This window comes from Acidisoma silvae, assembly GCF_020618775.1.
In the GTDB taxonomy this organism is placed as follows: Bacteria; Pseudomonadota; Alphaproteobacteria; order Acetobacterales; family Acetobacteraceae; genus Acidisoma; species Acidisoma silvae.
In genome coordinates, this window is sequence record NZ_JAESVB010000006.1 from 175,779 (window position 1) to 195,388 (window position 19,610).

At 64.5% G+C, this 19,610-nt stretch carries 14 protein-coding genes; 5 read left to right on the forward strand and 9 right to left on the reverse strand.

Features of this window, described 5'->3' with window-relative positions; translation table 11 throughout:
* Positions 1-2: 2 nt before the first annotated feature.
* Entirely contained in the window at positions 3-3,428 is a 3,426-nt protein-coding gene (dnaE, locus tag ASILVAE211_RS15070; protein ID WP_227322159.1) for a DNA polymerase III subunit alpha, read from the reverse strand.
* A 144-nt stretch (positions 3,429-3,572) separates the two neighbouring features.
* Between dnaE and ASILVAE211_RS15075 the strand changes: the two genes are divergently transcribed.
* Positions 3,573-3,896, forward strand: a complete 324-nt coding sequence (locus tag ASILVAE211_RS15075; protein ID WP_227322160.1) for a hypothetical protein — start codon at positions 3,573-3,575, stop codon at positions 3,894-3,896.
* A gap of 37 nt (positions 3,897-3,933) precedes the next feature.
* On the opposite strand, the gene ASILVAE211_RS15080 is transcribed toward ASILVAE211_RS15075, so the two are convergent.
* From ASILVAE211_RS15080 to ASILVAE211_RS15110, 7 genes are all read right to left on the reverse strand, one after another.
* The gene (locus ASILVAE211_RS15080; protein ID WP_227322161.1) at positions 3,934-4,269 is read right to left on the reverse strand and encodes a HigA family addiction module antitoxin; all 336 of its coding nucleotides are present in this window, start codon (positions 4,267-4,269) and stop codon (positions 3,934-3,936) included.
* Between the two features lie 12 nt (positions 4,270-4,281).
* On the reverse strand, positions 4,282-4,572 hold the full coding sequence (locus tag ASILVAE211_RS15085) for a type II toxin-antitoxin system RelE/ParE family toxin (RefSeq protein WP_227322235.1): 291 nt from the start codon (positions 4,570-4,572) through the stop codon (positions 4,282-4,284).
* A 68-nt stretch (positions 4,573-4,640) separates the two neighbouring features.
* Positions 4,641-5,336: an ABC transporter ATP-binding protein gene (locus tag ASILVAE211_RS15090; RefSeq protein WP_227322162.1), complete on the reverse strand. Its 696-nt coding sequence runs from the start codon at positions 5,334-5,336 to the stop codon at positions 4,641-4,643.
* Positions 5,329-6,582: a lipoprotein-releasing ABC transporter permease subunit gene (locus tag ASILVAE211_RS15095; RefSeq protein WP_227322163.1), complete on the reverse strand. Its 1,254-nt coding sequence runs from the start codon at positions 6,580-6,582 to the stop codon at positions 5,329-5,331. The genes ASILVAE211_RS15090 and ASILVAE211_RS15095 overlap by 8 nt, the downstream gene beginning before the upstream one ends.
* A complete protein-coding gene (gene proS, locus ASILVAE211_RS15100; protein ID WP_227322164.1) occupies positions 6,582-7,904 on the reverse strand; it encodes a proline--tRNA ligase in 1,323 nt (440 codons plus the stop codon). Before proS ends, ASILVAE211_RS15095 begins: the two co-directional genes overlap by 1 nt.
* Positions 7,905-7,942: 38 nt before the next feature.
* Positions 7,943-9,010: an acyltransferase family protein gene (locus ASILVAE211_RS15105; RefSeq protein WP_227322165.1), complete on the reverse strand. Its 1,068-nt coding sequence runs from the start codon at positions 9,008-9,010 to the stop codon at positions 7,943-7,945.
* A gap of 668 nt (positions 9,011-9,678) precedes the next feature.
* A complete protein-coding gene (locus tag ASILVAE211_RS15110; protein WP_227322166.1) occupies positions 9,679-12,849 on the reverse strand; it encodes an Rne/Rng family ribonuclease in 3,171 nt (1,056 codons plus the stop codon).
* A gap of 588 nt (positions 12,850-13,437) precedes the next feature.
* Here ASILVAE211_RS15110 and ASILVAE211_RS15115 point away from each other — a divergent pair.
* The 4 genes from ASILVAE211_RS15115 (at position 13,438) to ASILVAE211_RS15130 (ending at position 19,123) form a co-directional block, all read left to right on the forward strand.
* Complete coding sequence (locus tag ASILVAE211_RS15115; RefSeq protein ID WP_264478902.1) at positions 13,438-14,277, forward strand: N-acetylmuramoyl-L-alanine amidase family protein; 840 nt, start codon at positions 13,438-13,440, stop codon at positions 14,275-14,277.
* A gap of 95 nt (positions 14,278-14,372) precedes the next feature.
* Positions 14,373-17,057 carry a penicillin-binding protein 1A gene (locus tag ASILVAE211_RS15120; protein ID WP_227322168.1) on the forward strand — a complete coding sequence of 895 codons (2,685 nt, stop codon included), beginning with the start codon at positions 14,373-14,375 and terminating at the stop codon, positions 17,055-17,057.
* Between the two features lie 8 nt (positions 17,058-17,065).
* Complete coding sequence (prfB, locus tag ASILVAE211_RS15125; protein WP_227322169.1) at positions 17,066-18,196, forward strand: peptide chain release factor 2; 1,131 nt, start codon at positions 17,066-17,068, stop codon at positions 18,194-18,196.
* 48 nt (positions 18,197-18,244) lie between these two features.
* Positions 18,245-19,123, forward strand: coding sequence for a bestrophin-like domain (locus ASILVAE211_RS15130; RefSeq protein WP_227322170.1), 879 nt, complete (start codon positions 18,245-18,247; stop codon positions 19,121-19,123).
* Between the two features lie 166 nt (positions 19,124-19,289).
* Here ASILVAE211_RS15130 and ASILVAE211_RS15135 read toward each other — a convergent pair whose 3' ends face one another.
* On the reverse strand, positions 19,290-19,592 hold the full coding sequence (locus ASILVAE211_RS15135; RefSeq protein ID WP_227322171.1) for a hypothetical protein: 303 nt from the start codon (positions 19,590-19,592) through the stop codon (positions 19,290-19,292).
* Positions 19,593-19,610 lie beyond the last annotated feature (18 nt).

Below are 19,610 nucleotides of genomic sequence, written 5' to 3' on the forward strand. Positions count from 1 at the left end.
GTTTAAATCTCCTCCACCGCCGAAATGCCCGGCATCACCTTCAAAGCCGCCGCCAGACGTGGTGACACATTGAAGCGGCCCGGCAGCCGGATTTCCGCCTCGCGCGCCGCATCCAGGCGGGGATGCAGAATAACCTCGCCGCGCCCGGTGCCTTCCTGCATCAGCAGGGCACGAATATGGTCGACCGCCGAGGTTTCCGACAGCCAGACGCGCATGCCGACGCCCGCGCCCGCCGCCGCCTTTTCCAGCGATGTCACGTCCTGGGCCGTGATGCGCAGCGCGTCACCGTCCATCCGCAGGTCGACCGTCACCAGCAGCGCCATGCCTTCGCGCAGGAATTCCTGAGAGCGCGACAGCACTTCCGAGAACATCGTCACCTCGAAACTGCCGCCGCCGTCGGACAGGCGCAGCCAGGCCATGCGTCCACCGGTCTTGGTCGGCCGCACCTTGGGTGACCCGACAACAATACCCGCGACCTTGACGCGGCCGACGCCGCTTTCGGCCGCCGTCTGCAAGCGCGCGCTGATCGTGACGCCCAGGCGCTTCAGCGTCGATCCGAAACTATCCAGCGGATGACTGGTGAGATGAAAGCCGATCGCCTCGGCCTCGAATCCCAGCCTATCCAGCATCGGCCAGTCCAGCAGATCCGGCAGGCGCAGCGGCTCGGGCTTGGCATCCGCGCCACCGAAAAGGCCGATCTGCCCGCTGCCGCGATCCTCGGCGGTGGCCTGCGCGCGCTTGAGCAGGATTTCCGCCCCCGCGAACAACCGCGCGCGATTATTGTCGATATGGTCGAAGGCCCCAGCCTTGATGAGATTTTCCAGCTGCATCTTGTTGAGCAGCTTGGGGTCCACACGTTCGGAAAACTCGGCCAGACTGTCGAAGGCCTTTTTGCCGCGCGCGGCCGTTACCGCCTCCATCGCTGCCTGGCCCACGCGCTTGACGGCGGCCAAAGCGTAACGGATGGCCAGCTTGCCGTCCGGCAGACGCTCCACCGTAAAATCGGCACCCGACTTATTGATATCGGGCGGCAGAATGGTGATGCCCATGCGGTTCGCTTCCTGCCGGAAGGCCGCCAGCTTGTCGGTATTGCTGATGGCAAGACTCATACAGGCGGCGATAAAGGGCACCGGATGGTTGGCCTTCATCCAGGCCGTCTGATAGGCGACCAGGGCGTAAGCGGCGGCGTGAGATTTGTTGAAGCCGTAATCGGCGAATTTCGCCATAAGGTCGAAAATCTCGCCGGCTTTGGCATCGTCGATACCCTGCGCCAGCGCGCCGGTGGTGAAAATCTCGCGCTGCTTTTCCATCTCCGCGCGGATCTTCTTGCCCATGGCGCGGCGCAGCAGGTCGGCGCCGCCCAGGCTGTAGCCGCCCAGCTTCTGAGCGATCTGCATGACCTGTTCCTGATAGACCATGATGCCATAGGTCTCAGACAGGACGTCATGAATGTCCGGGTGCGGCGGTTCCCAGGCCTCGCCATGCTTGCGCTGGCAATAGGCCGGGATATTGGCCATCGGCCCCGGGCGATACAGCGCCACCGCCGCGATCAGATCCTCGAAGCGGTCAGGACGCATTTGGCGCAACACGTCGCGCATGCCCTGGCTTTCAAACTGGAAGACGCCGCCCGCGTCACCCCGCGCCAGCATCTCGTAGGTCGGCGCGTCATCCAGCGGCAGCGCGTCGATATCGACCTCGATATCCAGCCCCTTCAGGAAGGTGATGGCGCGACGAATGATGGTCAGCGTCGTCAGGCCCAGGAAGTCGAACTTCACCAGGCCGGCCTGTTCGACATGCTTCATGGAATATTGCGTGACCAGGAAGTCCGAACGCGGATCCTTGTAGAGCGGCACAAGCTCCGTCAGCGGACGGTCACCGATGACGACGCCGGCGGCATGGGTCGAGGCGTGACGATACAAGCCTTCCAGCTGTAGCGCGATTTCCAGCAGCCGGCGCACGCTTTCATCCTCGTCGCGCATCTGCTGCAACTTGGGCTCGCCGTCCACCGCCTCTTTCAGCGTCACGGGCTTGGCCGGATTGTTCGGGATCAGCTCAGCGACGCGGTTGACCTGGCCGAAGGGCAGGCCCAACACGCGGCCGACGTCGCGCACCGCCGCGCGGGCCTGCAATTTACCATAGGTGATGATCTGCGCGACACGGTCCGACCCGTATTCGCCGCGCACATAGGAAATCACCTCATCGCGGCGATCCTGGCAGAAGTCGATGTCGAAGTCAGGCATCGAGACGCGTTCAGGATTGAGGAAGCGTTCAAACAGCAGGCTGAAGCGCAAAGGATCGAGCGCGGTAATGGACAGGGCGAAAGCGACCAGCGAACCGGCGCCCGACCCACGGCCCGGCCCCACCGGAATGTCCCGCGCCTTGGCCCATTGAATGAAGTCGGCGACGATCATGAAATAGCCGGGGAAGCCCATGCGCGCGATGACGCCAAGCTCAAAGTCCAGCCGTTCCTTGTAGATGTTGGCCTTGTCGTCATCCATCTTTTCGCGCGCGATATACTGGTCGAGGCCGGTATGGGCCATGGCGCGCACCGTCTCCTCCTCCGTCATGCCTTCCTGCACCTTGGGGCAGACGGGCAGCAGCGGCTTGCGGCTCTCAGCCATGACAGCGCAACGCCGTGCTATGGCCAGCGTATTGTCGCAGGCTTCCGGCAGATCCGCGAAGAGTTCGCGCATCACGGCGGCGGGCTTGAACCAATGTTCCGGCGTGACATGGCGACGGTCGGCTTCCGACAGCACGCGGCCTTCGGCGATGCAAAGCAGCGCGTCATGGGCCTGATGCATGCTGGCATTGGCGAAGTAGCAGTCATTGGCGGCGACGATGGGCAGGCCGATTTCATCCGCCAGCGCCAGAATGCCGGGCTCGATGGCTTTTTCGATGGAAAGCCCGTGGCGGTGCAGTTCCACCGCCATGCGGTCCGGAAAGAGTTCCGCAAATTGCGCCAGCAGGCGCGCGGCCTCGGCCCGCTGGCCTTCCGCCAGCAGGCGGTTGATCGGCCCAAAGGTGCCACCCGTGAGCAGGAACAGGCCTTCCGACAATTCCGCCAGCCGCTCGAAACTCACCTGCGGCTTCAGCCCGGTCTCGGTTTCCAGATAGGTGACGGAACTCAGGCGCTGAAGATTGGCGAATCCCGCCTCGGTCTGGGCCAGGACGACGATCGGGTCGGGCGGCAGACGCGGCAGGTCTGCCCGCGCCAGGCCGATCTGGCAGCCCATGATGGGCTGCAAGCCCTTGCCGGTGGCGTATTGGGCGAATTCCAGAGCGCCGAACATATTGCTGCTGTCCGTCAGCGCCAGCGCCGGCATGCCGTCGCCGGCGGCCAGGGCGATCAGCTTATCGACCTTGATCGCCCCCTCGCTGAGCGAATAGGCGGAATGGGCGTGCAGATGGACGAAGCTTTTGGCGGTCATGGGCCGACCCTAATCCATCGGCCCCGAGTCGGGCAGCGATGTCTGCGCAGGGCTCCGCACGTCAAAAAAAGCTGGAAAACTTCGCGGCGTTTTTCCGAATAAGACCCGACCGCAACCGCCAACCGCCACTTTGTCGAGGGACAGATGAGCGCCAATCTGACCGGGATGCCACCCGCCGCCAGTGCCGACCTAGCCCCGCCTGCCCCACCAGCAGCCGCCCCGCTGCCGCCGATCGCCGTGGGTGCCAGCGCCAATTCGGCGGCGCAGATGATCGTCAGCACCACCGTCACCGAAGTTTCGCCACCCGGCTATACGCAGACGGTGACGACCCAGGCCGATGGCGTGACGACGACGGTGATCACCAACACGGCCGGCGCCGTGGTCAGCACCGCCACCGCGCGCACAGCAGCCGTTGGCACGGATTCAGGCGTCTCTGCCGCCGATGGCGCGATCAGCGTCTGGGCGTGACAAGCCGGCCAAGGTTTACCGCAGATATCGCAGGCAATCAGGCAGCATCGGACTGCGGTTTGGAGCCCTCTTTCGGCAGATAGGGCTCGACCTTGATATCGGCTTCTCGCGTGCGCGCCTGGGCGATATCGAAGCTGTTCTGCATGCGCATCAAGGTTTCCATCGATACTCCGAAGGCTTTCTCCACGCGGATCGCCATGTCCGGGGAGAGCGACGCACGTTCATTTAGAAACGCCGACAGTGCTGCCCTGGTTATGCCCAGCACTTCGGCGGCGCGTGTCACGGTCAAGCATAGGGGTTCGATGATCTCGGTTTTGACGAACCCTCCGGGATGGGCCGGGTTCTTCAGGCGGATGCCACGCGGCTGCGCCATTTGCTCCATCTCCTAGTGGTAGTCCTCATAATCAAGGTCGATGATCTCAATCTCAGCCTGATCAACGACGAAGGTCAGCCGCCAGTTTTTTGTTACGAATAGGCTCCAGGTGCCTTTGCGACCGCCAGCCAACTGATGGGCTTTCCAACTCGGAACGCTGCGCAACTCGGTCTCAGCCTCCATGTCCTGGAGAAAGGAGACGATCTTGCGCAGCTTAGGAATGACCGCCGCTTGCAGGCCGGAGGGATCATCCTCCTCGATGAAGCGGCGCAATCCTTTATGGATTACGTTCCGAATTTTCACGCGCAATCATAGCGCCAATTGGCGACGCCTGTAAAGCGACGCTATACAGGCACTCATGCGCCAGACCGCTACGGCAGATCGATCAGCCTGCCGCCTTCCAGCGTCACGCGGCGGTCCATGCGGGCCGCCAGATCGGGGTTATGGGTCGCGATCAGCGCCGCCACGCGCTGGCCGCGCACGGCGCTCAACAACTCGTTAAAGACGATATCGGCGGTCTTGGTGTCCAGATTGCCGGTCGGCTCGTCGGCCAGCAGCACGCCCGGCTTGTTGGCGAGCGCACGGGCAATGGCGACGCGCTGCTGCTCGCCGCCCGACAGCTTGCCCGGCAGATGCTTCACCCGATGGCCGAGGCCGAAAGCCGCCAGCAGATCCTGGCCGCGCGCCTCGGCGGCGCGCCGGGACACACCCGCGATCATCTGCGGCAGCACGATGTTTTCCAGCGCCGTGAATTCCGCCAGCAGATGATGGAACTGATAGACGAAGCCGACGCGGTCGCGGCGGATGGCCGTGCGCGCATTGTCGGGCAGCGCGCCCGCATCGCGCCCGTCCATCATGACGCGGCCGCCGTCCGGCCTGTCCAGCAGCCCGGCCAGATGCAGCAGGGTCGATTTGCCGGAGCCGGAAGGTGCGACGAGGGCGACAATCTCCCCCGCCCGCAGCGTCAAATCGATGGCGGTCAGCACATCCAGGCTGCCGGCATCCGTCCGGTAGCTGCGCCGCACCGCTTCCATGACCAGCGGCGTATCGCTTCCCGTATTACTCATGACGCAGCGCCTCCACCGGATCGGTTCGCGCCGCGCGCCAGGACGGATAGAGGGTCGCGAGCAGAGACAGCACCAGCGCCATCACCAGCACGGTCGTCACTTCGCTCCAATCCAGCACCGCCGGCAGCTGTTCCAGAAAATAGACGGTCGGATCGAACAAGGTCGTGCCCGTGATATGTTCCAGCGCCTGGCGGATGCGCTCGATATTGGCGCAGAAGACGACGCCAAGGACGAAGCCGATCAGCGTGCCGGTGACGCCGATGGAGGCACCGGCCATCAGGAAGATGCGCATGATGGCGCCCCGGCTGGCGCCCAGCGTGCGCAGCACCGCGATATCCCGCGTCTTGTCCTTCACCATCATGATCATGGACGAGATGACGTTGAAGGCGGCGACCACGATGATGAGCGTCAGGATCAGGAACATGACGTTCCGCTCCACCGTCACGGCCGCGAAGAAACTGTCATTGGACTGCTGCCAGTCCACGACCGAAATCGGCTTGCCCGGCAGGGCCGCGCGAATGGCCCGGTTCACCCCGCCGACGGCGTCATGGTCCTTGACCGTCACCTCGATCTGGGTGGCCTTGCCCGGAGCGTCGAAGAAGGTCTGCGCCGCGTCGATGGGCATGAAAACGAAAGTACTGTCGTATTCCTGCATGCCGACATTGAAGATGCCGACCACCTTATAGGCGCGGATGCGCGGAATGGTGCCGATGGCCGTCGCATTGCCCTGCGGGCTGACGAAGGTGATGTCGCTGCCGACGGTCAGGCCCAGAGACTGGGCCAGACCCGAGCCGATGATGACGGCATTGTCGCCGGCCATGGCGTCGATGGACCCGGCCAGCATATGGTTGGACACCGAGGTCTGCGCTTCCAGATCCGTCCGGCTGATGCCGCGCACGACACCGCCGGTGGCCCCGCCATGCGCGCCGGTCAGCAGGATTTCCCCCTGATACACCGACGCCGCGTTGGTGACCCCCGGAATGCCGCTAATGGCCCGCGCGGTCGCGTCATAATCCGTGATCTGCGTGCCGCCCGCGCCATAGACGCCGAGATCGCCGTTCAGGCCCAGAATGCGCGACAGCAAATCCTGCCGGAAACCGTTCATCACGCTCATGACGATGATCAGCGTGGCCACGCCCAGCGCGATGCCGATCAGCGAAAAGATGGCGATGACGGAGACGAATCTCTCGCCCTTCCGGGCGCGCAGATAGCGCCCGGCGACGGCACGTTCGAAAGAACCGAACATCAGCTGGCGTTCAGGCCGATTTTGGCGAGAGCGGCGTCGAGGCTGAGTTCTTCACGCTCCCCGGTCGCCCGGCGCTTCAGCTCCACCAGACCATTGGCGGCGCCACGCGGCCCGATGATGATCTGCCAGGGATGGCCCATGAGATCGGCATCGGCGAATTTCACGCCCGCGCGCTCGCTGCGGTCGTCATAGAGGGCGACCTTCCGCAGCTTGCCGTAGAGGTCTTCGCACAAAGCGTCGGTGGTCGGGTCGCCCTGCTTCAGGTTGAGGATGGCCGCCTTGAAGGGCGCCACGCTATCCGGCCAGATGATGCCGGCCTCGTCATGGCTCGCTTCGATCAGGGCGCCGGCCATGCGGCTGACGCCGATGCCGTAGCTGCCCATTTCGGGGAAGAGCTTCTGACCGTCCGGGCCGGTAACGGCGAAGTTCATCGCCTTGGAATACTTGGTGCCGAAATAGAAGATATGGCCGATCTCGATGCCACGGCCTTCACGCTTGCGGCTGTCGTCGATTTTGCCCCAGACGTCGAGGTCATGCTTTTCCTCGGTGGCCGCATAATTGTCGGTCATGATGCCGAAGAAACGACCCAGGTCATCCGGCTTGGCGCTATCGAAATTGGCCGCGCCGTAATCGACATCCTCGAAGGCCGCGTCATAGAAGACCTGGCTTTCGCCGGTCGGCGCGAGAATGATGAATTCATGGCTGAGGTCGCCGCCGATGGGGCCGGTATCGGCGACCATGGGAATGGCCTTCACGCCCAGGCGCTGGAAGGTGCGCATATAGGCCAGCATCATGCGGCGATAGGTGACAAACGCGCCCTCATAGTCGATGTCGAAACTATAGGCGTCCTTCATGTAGAATTCGCGGCCGCGCATGACGCCGAAGCGCGGACGCACCTCGTCGCGGAACTTCCACTGAATCTGATAGGCGACCTGGGGCAGTTCCTTGTAGCTCTTGACCGACTGGCGATAGAGATCGGTGATCATCTCCTCGTTCGTCGGGCCGTAAAGCATGTCGCGCTCATGCCGGTCCTTGATGCGCAGCATTTCCTTGCCGTAATCCTCGTACCGGCCGCTTTCCTGCCACAGCGTGGCGGGCTGGATGGTCGGCATCAGCACTTCCTGGGCGCCTGCCGCATCCTGCTCCTCGCGGACGATATCCGCGATATTGTTGAGCAGCCGCAGACCGGCCGGCAGCCAGGCATAGATGCCGGCTGAGGTCTGACGCACGAGGCCGGCCCGCAGCATGAGGCGGTGCGAGGCGATCTGCGCCTCGGAAGGCACTTCCTTGATGGTCGGGATCAGGCTTTGGGACAGGCGCATCGGCGTTGCATTCTTTCTCGGCTTGAGCTGGGCGGACCCTAGCGGTCCAGGCGCTGGCCCGCCAGATGGCGCAGCGCAGGCCGCTCTATAGAAAGCGCCGTGATCCAGGCAAGAGCGAGATTGGCCAGGAACACGATCACCAGCCACAGATAGGGGTGTCGCGCCGGATCGCTATGGGTTGCCTGCCAGAAGCGGGTGAAGACGACCTCGACCGGCGCATAGGCCATGTAGAAAGGATAGGTGAGCGCGCCGAGGCGGATCAGCCCCGGCAGCCGCGCAAGGACGTGCCGCTGGCCGGCGGCCAGCGCCCAGAGCAGACACCAGAGCGCATAAACGACTGCCGCATCGCCGAGGGTTGTGGATCGGCGCAGCCAGAGGCCAGCAGCCAGAAGAAGAAGCCCGCCGATGGCGATCATCACAGGCTTGTGCCATGGCCGCCGGTCCAGACGCAGCAGCCGCGCCAGCAGAATGCCGCCGATGAATTCCGGCAAAAAGCGCGGCAGCGCGCCCTGATAGCTGAGATTGAGCCCGCTTCGCGACAGGCCGCTGACCAGAAGCAGCAGCGCGGCCGAGACGACGAGGCCCCAGCCGGTCCCGCGCCACCCCAAGCGGCCGACGCCAATGGCCAGCGCAGGAAAAAGCAGATAGCCAGCCCATTCCGTGCTGATGGACCAAGAGGGGTAGTTCCAGGCCCAGCCCTGGCTGAACCCGAATCCGTTGAGCAGAAACACTTGCAGCAGGAATTCCCGGCCGCTGGCGCGCGACGCCTCATGCGGCGGCACCCCCGCGAGGCGCGCGAAGAGAAAAAGCACGCCAAGCAGCAGAAGCATGGCGAGCGCCGTCGGATAGAGCCGGATGAAGCGGCGCCACCAGAAACGTGCCGCGGCTGAAACCGTACGGGCAGGCTGCGGATAGCGGTGGGCAAGAACGAGACCGGACAGGATGAAGAATCCATCAACGCCCAGATAGCCGCGTCCGATCAGATTATCCTGACCGGCAAAGAGAAGATGCAGATTGGCGTGATAGGCGAAAACCCACAGCGCCAGCAGACCGCGCATGGCCGTGAGGTCCGGCAGATCGGCCTTCGGATCATCCCATGCGGCCAAGGAGCCCCTCATTGCGCTACAAGACATTTCGCCATTTCAGAAATTCCTGAAAAGTCGAGATGCGGTCTTCATTTTTTTGAAAATATCGCGTGACAGCGCGCGCTTGCATAGCTAAAGAAAAGGCCCGCGCGCTAAAGCGCTGCGGGCCAAGTTTAGGGAGGAAACGCCAGTCACACGGCAGAACGAGGATCAACCTCATCCGTGACTGGATAATGAAATCCGAGCACCGCTACGTCCAATAAAAACGGCTCGATAAATCGACGAAAATCGCTCGCTCAGACAATTTTCGCCTCAAAAATAGTCAAAATCAAAAAAATGTTCGGTTTCTAGGCAATAATGCCAGCCGCGACTGCCCAATTGCTGGTCTTCCCGGCACTACCTCCCCAATTTTTAGAATGCCCCGAATCACATCGGGCGGGAGCTTGGCGCTCCCGCCCGATTTTTTGCGTGCCTTCGATCCCTCAGTTTGAGACTGAAGCAAGTCCTATCACTGTCATCCCCGCGCTTGGCCAGCGGCGCTTAGCCAGCGGCGCTTAGCCAGCGGCGCTTGGCCCGGGGATCAACGCGGTGTAGCGCTCAAAGGCCTGGATGCCCGGCACGGCGGCCGGGCATGACGAGGACAGGCGTTTCTGACCTAATGCGAAACGCCCGGCGGACAGAGTGGAAGCTCAGCGCTTCCACCAACCCCGGCGCTTCTCGGCGACCGGCGTCTCTGATCCGATGACGACCGGCTTGATGACCGGAGCGGCCGGTTCAGCTTCGGCGGCAACCAGTTCAGGCTCCGCTGCCACCGGTTCGGCGATGGCCGGTTCAGCCACGACATCCACGGCAGCCACCTTGGCGCGGCTGGTGCGACGACGCGCCGGCTTGGCCGGTGCCACTTCGGCGGCCGGTTCAGCCGCTGCCTCGACCACAGCCGCTGCCGCTTCGACCGGCACCTCGGCCTCGACCGCCGCCACCTTCGGTTTGCGAGCACGGGACGCGCGCGGCTTCTTCGCCGGCGCTTCGGTGGGCGCGACGTCGACCGCGACGACCTCGGCGACAGGCGCCTCGACCCGGACGAGTTCCACCGGCGCCTCGTCGGTCTTCTCCATGGGCGCGCTCAGCAGGCTTTCCGCCAAAGCGACCGTGGACACAGGGTCACCCGCGACCGGCGCATCGACCACCGCGACGTCCAAAGCCTCCTGGATTTTGGCGGGTTTGGCCGCGACCGGCCGCGCCGGCTCCATGTCGGGCTCGACCACCGCGAACAGCGCCTCGATCGAGTCATAGGTGAAGGGATCGGCCGGGGTCGGGCCGCGATAGCCGGCCGGCGCCGGAGCCGACGGCGTTTCCGCCTGCCCAGCGGGGCGACGGTCGCGTCCACGACCACCACGGCGACCGCGACGGCTGCGCCGTGCCTCCCCATCCTCGCCCGCCGACAGCGGCGGCGTCATGTCAGGGCTTGGCTCGGCCGGCGGCACGATTTCAGGCGCATCCTCACCCGGCGGCGGCAGTTCCGGCGCCTGGCCCGGCTCATAGGGGCCCGGCGTAGGCACAGGGATCGGGAACGGCGGCACGGCGGGTTCCTGCGGCGCGGGACCGGGCTCGGGAGCGGTTGCGACCGCGTCATCCTCGCCGTCGAAATCCTCACCGTCATCGCCTTCGGCGTCAGCCTGACCGTTCTCGGCCTGAACGCCATTTTCCCCATTCTCGCGACGGCCACGGCGGCGACGGCGGCGACGGCGACGGCGTTCACCGCTATCATCGCCACGCGCTTCCTCGGTCACGGCAGAAACCGCCGTGCCGGCACCGGCCACAGCATCAGCGGCCGGAGCATCGGCGACCAGCGCCGCGTTGCGCACGGCGCCGCGATCCTCGTCATCCGCATTATCGTCCCGCGCCGCATAATCCATGGCGATGGGCGAGGAGCCGTTGGCGACCGGCGCTTCCGACGCCACATAGGGCCGCACCTTCTCGATCCGCACCTGCGGCGGCACCAGCTTATCGTCAGCCGCCAGCATAACCTGAATGCCATGCGTGCGCTCGATCGCCATCAGGCGGTCGCGCTTCTGGTTGAGGATATACATGGCGACCGTGCCGGCGACATGGACCAGAATCTCGGCCGAACGACGCCGCGCCGCCTCGTCCTCAATGGCGCGCAGCACATGAATGGCCGCGCTTTCGACGCTGCGGACGGTCCCGGTGCCCATGCAATGCGGGCAGGTGATGAAGGCGGTTTCGGCCAGCGACGGGCGCAGGCGCTGACGGCTCATCTCCAGCAGGCCGAAATGGCTGATGGACCCGACCTGGATGCGCGCACGGTCGTTCTTCAGCGCGTTTTTCAGACGCGCCTCGACCATGGCGTTATGCTTGCGGCTCTCCATGTCAATGAAATCGATGACGATGAGACCGGCAAGGTCACGCAGGCGCAGCTGGCGGGCGGCTTCGTCGGCGGCCTCCAGATTGGTGCGAAGCGCCGTTTCCTCGATATTACGCTCACGCGTCGACCGACCGGAATTGACGTCGATCGCGACCAGCGCCTCGGCCTGGTTGATGACCAGATAGCCGCCGGATTTGAGCTGAACCGTGGGGTTCATCATCGCGTCCAGCTGCATTTCCACCTGGTTCTTGTGGAAGAGCGAGGTGTCATGACCGCGCCACAGCTGCACCTTGGCGGCATGCTGCGGGGTCAACATGCGCATGAAGTCACGCGCGGCCTTCCAGCCGGCCTCGCCGTCGACCAGCACTTCCTCGATATCGCGGGTATAGCCGTCGCGGATGGCGCGTTTGATGAGGCTTGCTTCCTCATAGACCAGCGCCGGGGCAACCGATTTCAGGGTCAGCTCGCGGATATCGTCCCACAGGCGCAACAGATATTCACAGTCGCGGCGGATTTCCGGCTTCGGCCGGTTGGCGCCGGCGGTGCGGACGATCAGCCCCATGCCGGCCGGCATGTCCACTTCCTTGATAACTTCGCGCAGGCGCTTGCGGTCGGCGACCGACGTGATCTTGCGGGACACGCCACCGCCGCGCGGCGAGTTGGGCATCAGTACGCAATAGCGGCCGGCCAGCGACAGATAGGTGGTCAGTGCCGCGCCCTTGGTGCCGCGCTCTTCCTTGACCACCTGGATCAGCAGGATCTGGCGGCGATGGATGACTTCCTGAATCTTGTAGTTGCGGACGAAACGCGGCGGGGACCGGCGTTCGCCGTTCTCTTCCGTCGAGTCATTGCCGCCGCCACCCAGCGTCTCAGGGCGTTCGAGTTCGGACTCACCCTCGCCGCTGCCGTCTTCGGCGCTGTCCTCGGACGAAAGCTCGGCCGGCGGGAGAATCTCGCCTTCCAGCGCATCCTCGTCGGAGGCTGCATCGGCCGGGGGCAGATCGCCGATCACGATCTCACGCACCACGGACGCAGCCTGGGCGCGCGGCGCGGATTCGGATTCGTCCGGCTCGCTGTCACGGGCGGCGTCCAGAGCCGGCGCCTCAGCGGCGTCCGTCACCGGACGGCCGGTCGCGGCTGCCTCCTCGGCTGCCTCTTCGGCGTCTTCCGCCTCGGCTTCGGCGCGAGCGGCGGCGACTTCCGCCTCTAGCAGCCGCTGCCGGTCGGCGACGGGAATCTGGTAATAGTCGGGGTGGATTTCGCTGAAGGCCAGGAAGCCGTGGCGGTTGCCGCCATATTCGACAAAGGCCGCCTGCAGGCTCGGTTCAACCCGAATGACCTTGGCGAGGTAGATATTGCCTTTGACCTGCTTCTTGGTGGAGGTCTCGACGTCGAAATCTTCTAGACGGGTACCGTCAAGAACAACGACACGGGTTTCCTCCGGATGTGTCGCGTCGATAAGCATGCGCTTTGTCATGGGGAACTTGGCTCCGGCGCGCGCCGCTTGGGCACGCGGCCGCCTTGGGGCGGCGGATTTGAAGTGGGGGACGTGACGGGCCTGCAATCGACATGAGGGATGACCGGGCTCTCGCCAGCGAAGCATGCGCTGTGGGGAGGAAAGCGGTCATGAAGGTCGAACAGATCCCAATCAAACTCAGGGGCTGCGACGGCTCTGGGCCACGCAGCCGGTAAAAACGGTCAGACATCCGCCGTCCGTCCCCTCCGCCCCCGTCGATGCTCCGGGCGGCATCTGGCCGCGGCGGCTTTCGGGGAATGGTCGAGCAGACGACCAGACGAGTGGATTGCGGTGGAGCTTCAAAAAGGGGGCGCAAAGCGATGAGCCCAGCCTGCTTCGAATCTCGGCTTTAAAGATGGCCTAAAGACTGTGCACATGCAAGGGCGCGCCCCGCCCGGCGCAGGAAGAAGGCTAACGATTTAGTCATTTCACTAAATTCCGTTGCCTTTCAACGAGAAACGCTGTTATTCGCAGATCCGACATGAAGTTGAGACCCGCCGCTCCAAGGTTCCTTTCGTGACCGATACACCCGAAGACGCCAATCCCCGCATGACGGAACGGAGGCTGCTGCTCAGCCTCGGTGTCGGCGCGACTGTCCTGATCCCAAGCTGGTTGCAACCCGCCATCGCCTGGGCTGCCGCCAAACATCAATTGCACAAATTGCATGAAGCGCCGAAGCCGCTTCTCAAGACCGCGCCATTGATCATGCTGGACCCTGGCCATGGCGGTAAGGATCCCGGCGCCATCGGCGTCGCCGGCACCTATGAAAAGCATATCGCGCTGGCCTCCGCCCATGCGCTGAAGCTGCGGCTGGAAGCCACCGGTCGCTACCGCGTCGCCATGACCCGCGCGAGCGATCATTTCATTCCGCTGGAAGATCGCGTTTCCATCGCCCAGGACAAGGGCGCCGACCTTTTTGTCTCTATGCATGCCGATTCGATCCCGGACCCGTCGGTGCGTGGCGCCAGCGTCTATACGCTGTCGAGCGACGCGTCCGACCGGCAGACGGCTGGCCTCGCACAGCGCGAAAACAGTTCCGACCGTTTCGCCGGTCCCAATTTCAAAGGCGTTTCCCCGGCCGTCGCGCGTATTCTGGCCAGCCTCGTCGGCCGTGAGACGCGGGTCGGCTCGGCCCAGTTGCAGCAGGATATGGTGCAAAACCTGGGCGACGAAATTAACCTTCTGCCCCGGCCGGCCCGCCACGCCGCCTTTGTTGTGCTGAAATCCGCCGAGATCCCGAGCGTGCTGGTGGAAATGGGATTCATGTCCAATTACAAGGACGAAACCGCGCTTCGCCAGCAGGCCCATCGCGACCGCATTACGCTGGCCATGAAGAACGCGGTCGATGCCTGGTATGTCGCGCGCCAATCGGCACGTATGGCCGGCTAACAAATCTCTCACTAGCTAAAGCCGACGACGAGCCCTATTTCCGCCAGGATGCGCGGTCAGAAGGCGCGCGACAGGATAACTGAGGATAGCTGCCAATGCCCGGGCCCCTGACAGCCGGCGACCGTATGGTGCGCCCGACCGGCACGCGTGGCGGCGGCGGAAACGGCAATGGCGGCGATGGCCAGCCGCCGCGCGGACCGCAAGACGATCCGCCGCGCCCAGGTCGCGGCCAGAAACCCGCCAAAAAAGACAAGCGCCGTGCCGCCCGCCGGGGTGGCGCCGGCTTCGTCGCTGCGCGCGCCGTCACGGGCCTGTTCGGCCTTGCCGCCATCGCGGTCGTCGCCGGCGGTGTCGGCGGCTATGTGATGTTCCGCCACTATACCGCCGACCTGCCCAGCATCGACGGGCTGCGCAGCTACCAGCCGCCGGTCATGAGCCGCGTCTATTCCAGCAATATGCAGCTGATCTCGGAACTGGCGACCGAGCGGCGCATCTATACGCCCTTCGAGGATATTCCGCCGCTGGTGGCCCAGGCCTTCATCTCGGCCGAGGATCAGAATTTCTGGCATGAGCCGGGCATCGACCCGCTGGCCATCGTCCGCGCCGGCATTACCGATATCGGCCAGCTCGGCTCGGGCCGCCGACCGATCGGCGCGTCCACCATCACCCAGCAGGTGGCCAAGAACATCCTGTTGCAGAACAACATCAACTTCGCGCGCAAGATCCAGGAAGCCGTGCTCGCGGTCCGCATCGACCATGCGATGAGCAAGCAGCGCGTGCTGGAGATCTATCTCAACGAAATCTTTCTGGGTGAACAGGCCTATGGCGTGGCCGCCGCCGCCGCCGCCTATTTCGACAAGCCGCTGGACAAGCTGACCATCGCGCAGGACGCGATGCTGGGCTCGCTGCCCAAGGCACCGACCAATTACGACCCTTACCGCAATCCGCAAGCCGCCCTCGCCCGCCGCAATTGGGTGATCGACCGCATGGCGGATGACGGTGCCATCACCCGCGATCAGGCGACGCAGGCCAAGGCCGAACCGCTGCTGACGCGGGCCAGTCCGCGCCCCGCGACCGTGCCTGGCGCCGGCTATTTCGCCGATGCCGTGCGCCAGCAGCTTGTGCAGCTGTTTGGGCAGACGCGGGCGACCGACGGCGGTCTGGTGGTCTATACCAGCCTGGACCCCGCTTTGCAGGCGACAGCCGACGCCTCGCTCCGGCGCGGTCTGATCGAATACGACCGCAACCATGACGGCTGGCGCGGCCCCGTCACCCATATCGACCTGTCAGCCGGCGACTGGCAGACGGCCCTGCGCAAGATCCAGGCACCGGCGGGTATCCTGCCCGAATGGCGCCTTGCGGTGGTGCAGAGCACGACAGCGACGACCGCAGCCGTCAGCTGGCTGACCCCCAGCACGCGGCGTGACCCGATCGGCCCGGCGCAGCAGGGCACGCTTTCGCTGTCCACGCTCCGTTGGGCCCGCAAGGCCGGCAATTTCGGCGCCCATCTGGGCCCGAGCCCCCGCCGCATGGCCGATGTGGTCCAGCCGGGCGACGTGGTCATGATCGAGCCTGATGCGAGCGGAAAAGGCGATGCCGTCACGCTGCGCCAGATCCCCCAGGTGCAAGGCGCGCTGGTGACCATGGACCCGGTGACAGGGCGCGTGCTCGCCATGTCCGGCGGCTGGAGCTATGGGCTGAGCCAGTTCAACCGCGTCACGCAGGCCGAACGTCAGCCAGGCTCGAGCTTCAAGCCCCTCGTCTATCTGACCGCGATGGAACAGAATATTCCGCCCGACGCGACCGTTCTGGACGCCCCCTTCGTCATCAACATGCCGGACGGCACGCAATATCGGCCAGGCAATTACGAGGCGAGTTTCCTCGGTCCCATCCCGCTGCATCAGGCCCTGGAAGAATCGATCAACCTCGCGACCCTGCATCTGACGGCGCGGATCGGCCTGCCAGCCGTGGCCCAGACCGCGCAGGATTTCGGCGTCGTCGATAAGATGCCGCTGATCTATCCGGCTGTCCTCGGCGCGATCGACACGACCATGCTGCGACTGGCCGGAGCCTATGCCGGCTTCAGCCAGCTCGGGCGGCAGGTCACGCCTTCCTTCATCGACCGGGTGGAGGATGCGCAGGGCAATGTCATCTACCGCGCGCCGGAAGTGACCTGCGGCAATTGCGCCAATCCAGACCCCGGCCAGCCGCCACACCTGGTCTATACGGCGAAACAGCTGTCCGATCCGCAAAGCACATCCCAGCTGGTGACCATGATGCAGGGCGTGATGACGCGCGGCACCGGCCGCGTTGCCGATCAGGGTCTGCAAGCCTGGACCCCGGCCGGCAAGACCGGCACCACGGAAGACTTCCAGGATGCCTGGTTCACCGGCTTTACGCCCACACGCGTGACCTCGGTCTGGGTCGGTTTCGACAATCCGCAATCGCTTGGCGATAACGAGCAGGGCGCGACCGTTGCCGGCCCGATCTGGAATCGCGTGATGACGGCGGCGCTGGCCGACCAGCCGAAAATGCCCTTCCCGGTGCCGCCAGGCATCGAGATGCGCAATACCGGCGGCATCATGGAGGCGTTCAAGACCGGCGAGGCCAGCGGCGGCGACGTCGATGTGCCAGGCACGACGGCAGCGCCGGGCGATACCGGCGCCCAGGCCGGCGGCGGGATCGGCGGCGACGGCAATGCCTCCACCCCCGGCACGCCAGGAACGCCGGGCTCCACCGCAGGCAATAAGATCGACAACTCGGTGGGCGGGCTGTATTAGCCGCCGCCATGTCCGCCGAAACCGAAGCTCTAGCCGAACAAATCCGGCAATCCGTCACGCTGCTGCGCCGGCATCTTGATTGGGATGTCGCGACAATCCGCCTTGAGGAGCTCAATCAGCGCGCCGAGGATCCAGCGCTGTGGACCGACGCCACCGCGGCGCAGGCGCTGATGCGCGAGCGCACCCGGCTGGCGACTGGTATCGATGCTGTTCGCCGACTGGAGACCGAGGTCGAGGACACGCTCGGCCTGGTTGAAATGGCGGAAGCCGAGAGCGACACCGAAATGGTCCGCGACGCCCTGACGACCCTCAAGGGTCTGGCCGAGGAAGCCAAGCTGCGCGAGATCGAAAGCCTGCTGTCGGGCGAAGCTGACAGCAATAATGCCTTCGTCGAAATCAATGCCGGCGCCGGCGGCACCGAGGCCCAGGACTGGGCCGAGATGATGCAGCGCATGTATACGCGCTGGGCCGAAAAGCACGGCTACAAGATCGAGATCATGGAGACGTCGGAAGGCGAGCAGGCCGGCATCAAATCCGCGACCCTGCTGGTCAGCGGCCCCAGCGCCTATGGCTGGCTGAAGACGGAGGCCGGCGTGCATCGCCTGGTGCGCATCAGCCCCTTCGATTCGGCGGCGCGTCGCCAGACCAGCTTCGCGAGCGTCTATGTCTATCCCGAGGTCGATGACACGATCGAAATCGAAATCAACCCGGCGGATCTCAAGGTCGATACCTTCCGCGCCTCGGGCGCCGGCGGCCAGCACGTCAATAAGACCGAATCCGCCATCCGCATCACCCATGTGCCGTCCGGCATCATCGTCGCCTGCCAGACCGACCGCAGCCAGCATCGTAACCGTGCGACCGCCATGGGCATGCTGAAGGCGCGTTTGTATGAGATGGAGCTGAAAAAGCAGGAGGACGCGGCGAACGAAGCTGCGGCCTCCAAGACCGATATCGGATGGGGCCATCAGATCCGGTCCTATGTTCTGGCGCCCTATCAGCTGGTCAAAGACTTGCGCACGAATATAGAAACTGGCAATCCCGCCGCCGTTCTGGATGGTGACCTGGACCCGTTCATGGCCGCGGCGCTCGCCTCCCGCGTCGGCGCGACCCGCAGCGAAGCGAGCGCCGCGGCGCGATAACTGCCATAAGGACGGCCGTCACCGATCGCGTGTGAAGGGCCGCCCGCCATGACGCTGCAATCTCCCTGGATATCCCTGATAGCCCTCGCCCTGATGGTGCTGGCGGTGGCCGGCGGCGCGGCGACCCGGCACCGCTGGCCCGAGCATCACGCCAATCGCGAAACGATCGAGCTATTGCAGACGACGGTGATGCTACTGGCGACCTTCGCCGCCATCGTGCTCGGCCTGCTCATCAACTCCGCCAAATCCGATTTCGACGGCATCGAGAACGATACCCGCAGCTTCGCGTCCTCGCTCGTGCAGCTCGATTACGGGCTTGAAGAACTCGGGCCGACCGCCGCACCGATCCGCCAGGATCTGGCCCGCTATACGGCGGCGGCCATCGCGGAAGTGTGGCGCGAGGAGTCCCCGCCGCCGGGCGACTATTACCCCCATCTGCTGCCGACCCATACGCCGGGCGTCGGTGCCAATACGCCGGTCCTGGGCCAGATGCTGGAACAGGTCAGCGGCGAGTTGGACGCCTTCACGCCGCCGTCACCGAATCTTGCGCGACGGCAGTTATCGGTGCAGCGGCTGATGAACACGGCCATCGCGGAACGCTGGAAGATCGTCAGCGCGTCGATGGGAACGCTGTCGACGCCCTTCTTCGCGATGCTCGTCTTCTGGATGCTGGTGATTTACCTATGTTTCGGGTTCAGCGCGCCGCTGAACCATATCAATGCGATGGCCCTGTTTCTGAGTGCGCTGGCGCTGACCTCGGCGCTGTTCGTGATCATCGATCTCTACACGCCCTTCTCAGGACTCTTCGCCATCAGCAGCGATCCGATGCGCAGCGCATTGGACGAGATGCTGCGCCAACCCGGCGGCGTGCCGCCTGCCCTGACGCCGCAGGCCTGCGCGCAATTCGCGCGGGCCTGCGGCAACTAGGGTCTGTCAGGTTTTAGCTGAAGCGTTTTCCCAACCGTCATGCCCGCGAAAGCGGGCATCTTCTGCACCCTGTCGTCGTGCCAAAGGGAGAGGATTCCCGCCTTCGCGGGAATGACGTCGTTTCCGTGAAACCCCAAGACATTCTGAAGCTGACGCCCTGGGCGTGTCAGCTGCCCTCGTGCTTGCCTTCGCCATGCGGCAGCAGATGTTTGTCCACCTCCATCCGCAGCTCGTCGATAGCCGCGAAGGACGCAGGGTCAATCGCTTCGATCGCTGTCAGAACGCTCTGGCAGGCGTCGCGCAGGGCATGCAGGAAGCCATGCCCCGTCTCATCGGCCGCGCCCGTCTCGCCCGACGACGGGGCAAGCGTCGCTTCCAGGTGATCGGCGGCTTCGTTATGGCCTTGCGTGCGAAGTTGTTCCGCCAGCAGGCGGGCGCGGGTAGCAGGGGTTTGCTGGTCGTCGCTCATGGCCTCATCGTCCGATCT

Bases quoted from the DNA above. Each gene is read 5' to 3' on its own strand.
- ASILVAE211_RS15095 (WP_227322163.1), bottom strand. From the start codon at position 6,582: ATGTTCGGTTCTTTCGAACGTGCCGTCGCCGGGCGCTATCTGCGCGCC.
- ASILVAE211_RS15115 (WP_264478902.1), top strand. From the start codon at position 13,438: ATGACGGAACGGAGGCTGCTGCTCAGCCTCGGTGTCGGCGCGACTGTC.
- ASILVAE211_RS15110 (WP_227322166.1), bottom strand. From the start codon at position 12,849: ATGACAAAGCGCATGCTTATCGACGCGACACATCCGGAGGAAACCCGT.
- ASILVAE211_RS15080 (WP_227322161.1), bottom strand. From the start codon at position 4,269: ATGGCGCAGCCGCGTGGCATCCGCCTGAAGAACCCGGCCCATCCCGGA.
- ASILVAE211_RS15075 (WP_227322160.1), top strand. From the start codon at position 3,573: ATGAGCGCCAATCTGACCGGGATGCCACCCGCCGCCAGTGCCGACCTA.
- ASILVAE211_RS15120 (WP_227322168.1), top strand. From the start codon at position 14,373: ATGCCCGGGCCCCTGACAGCCGGCGACCGTATGGTGCGCCCGACCGGC.
- ASILVAE211_RS15135 (WP_227322171.1), bottom strand. From the start codon at position 19,592: ATGAGCGACGACCAGCAAACCCCTGCTACCCGCGCCCGCCTGCTGGCG.
- proS (WP_227322164.1), bottom strand. From the start codon at position 7,904: ATGCGCCTGTCCCAAAGCCTGATCCCGACCATCAAGGAAGTGCCTTCC.
- ASILVAE211_RS15130 (WP_227322170.1), top strand. From the start codon at position 18,245: ATGACGCTGCAATCTCCCTGGATATCCCTGATAGCCCTCGCCCTGATG.
- dnaE (WP_227322159.1), bottom strand. From the start codon at position 3,428: ATGACCGCCAAAAGCTTCGTCCATCTGCACGCCCATTCCGCCTATTCG.
- ASILVAE211_RS15090 (WP_227322162.1), bottom strand. From the start codon at position 5,336: ATGAGTAATACGGGAAGCGATACGCCGCTGGTCATGGAAGCGGTGCGG.
- prfB (WP_227322169.1), top strand. From the start codon at position 17,066: ATGTCCGCCGAAACCGAAGCTCTAGCCGAACAAATCCGGCAATCCGTC.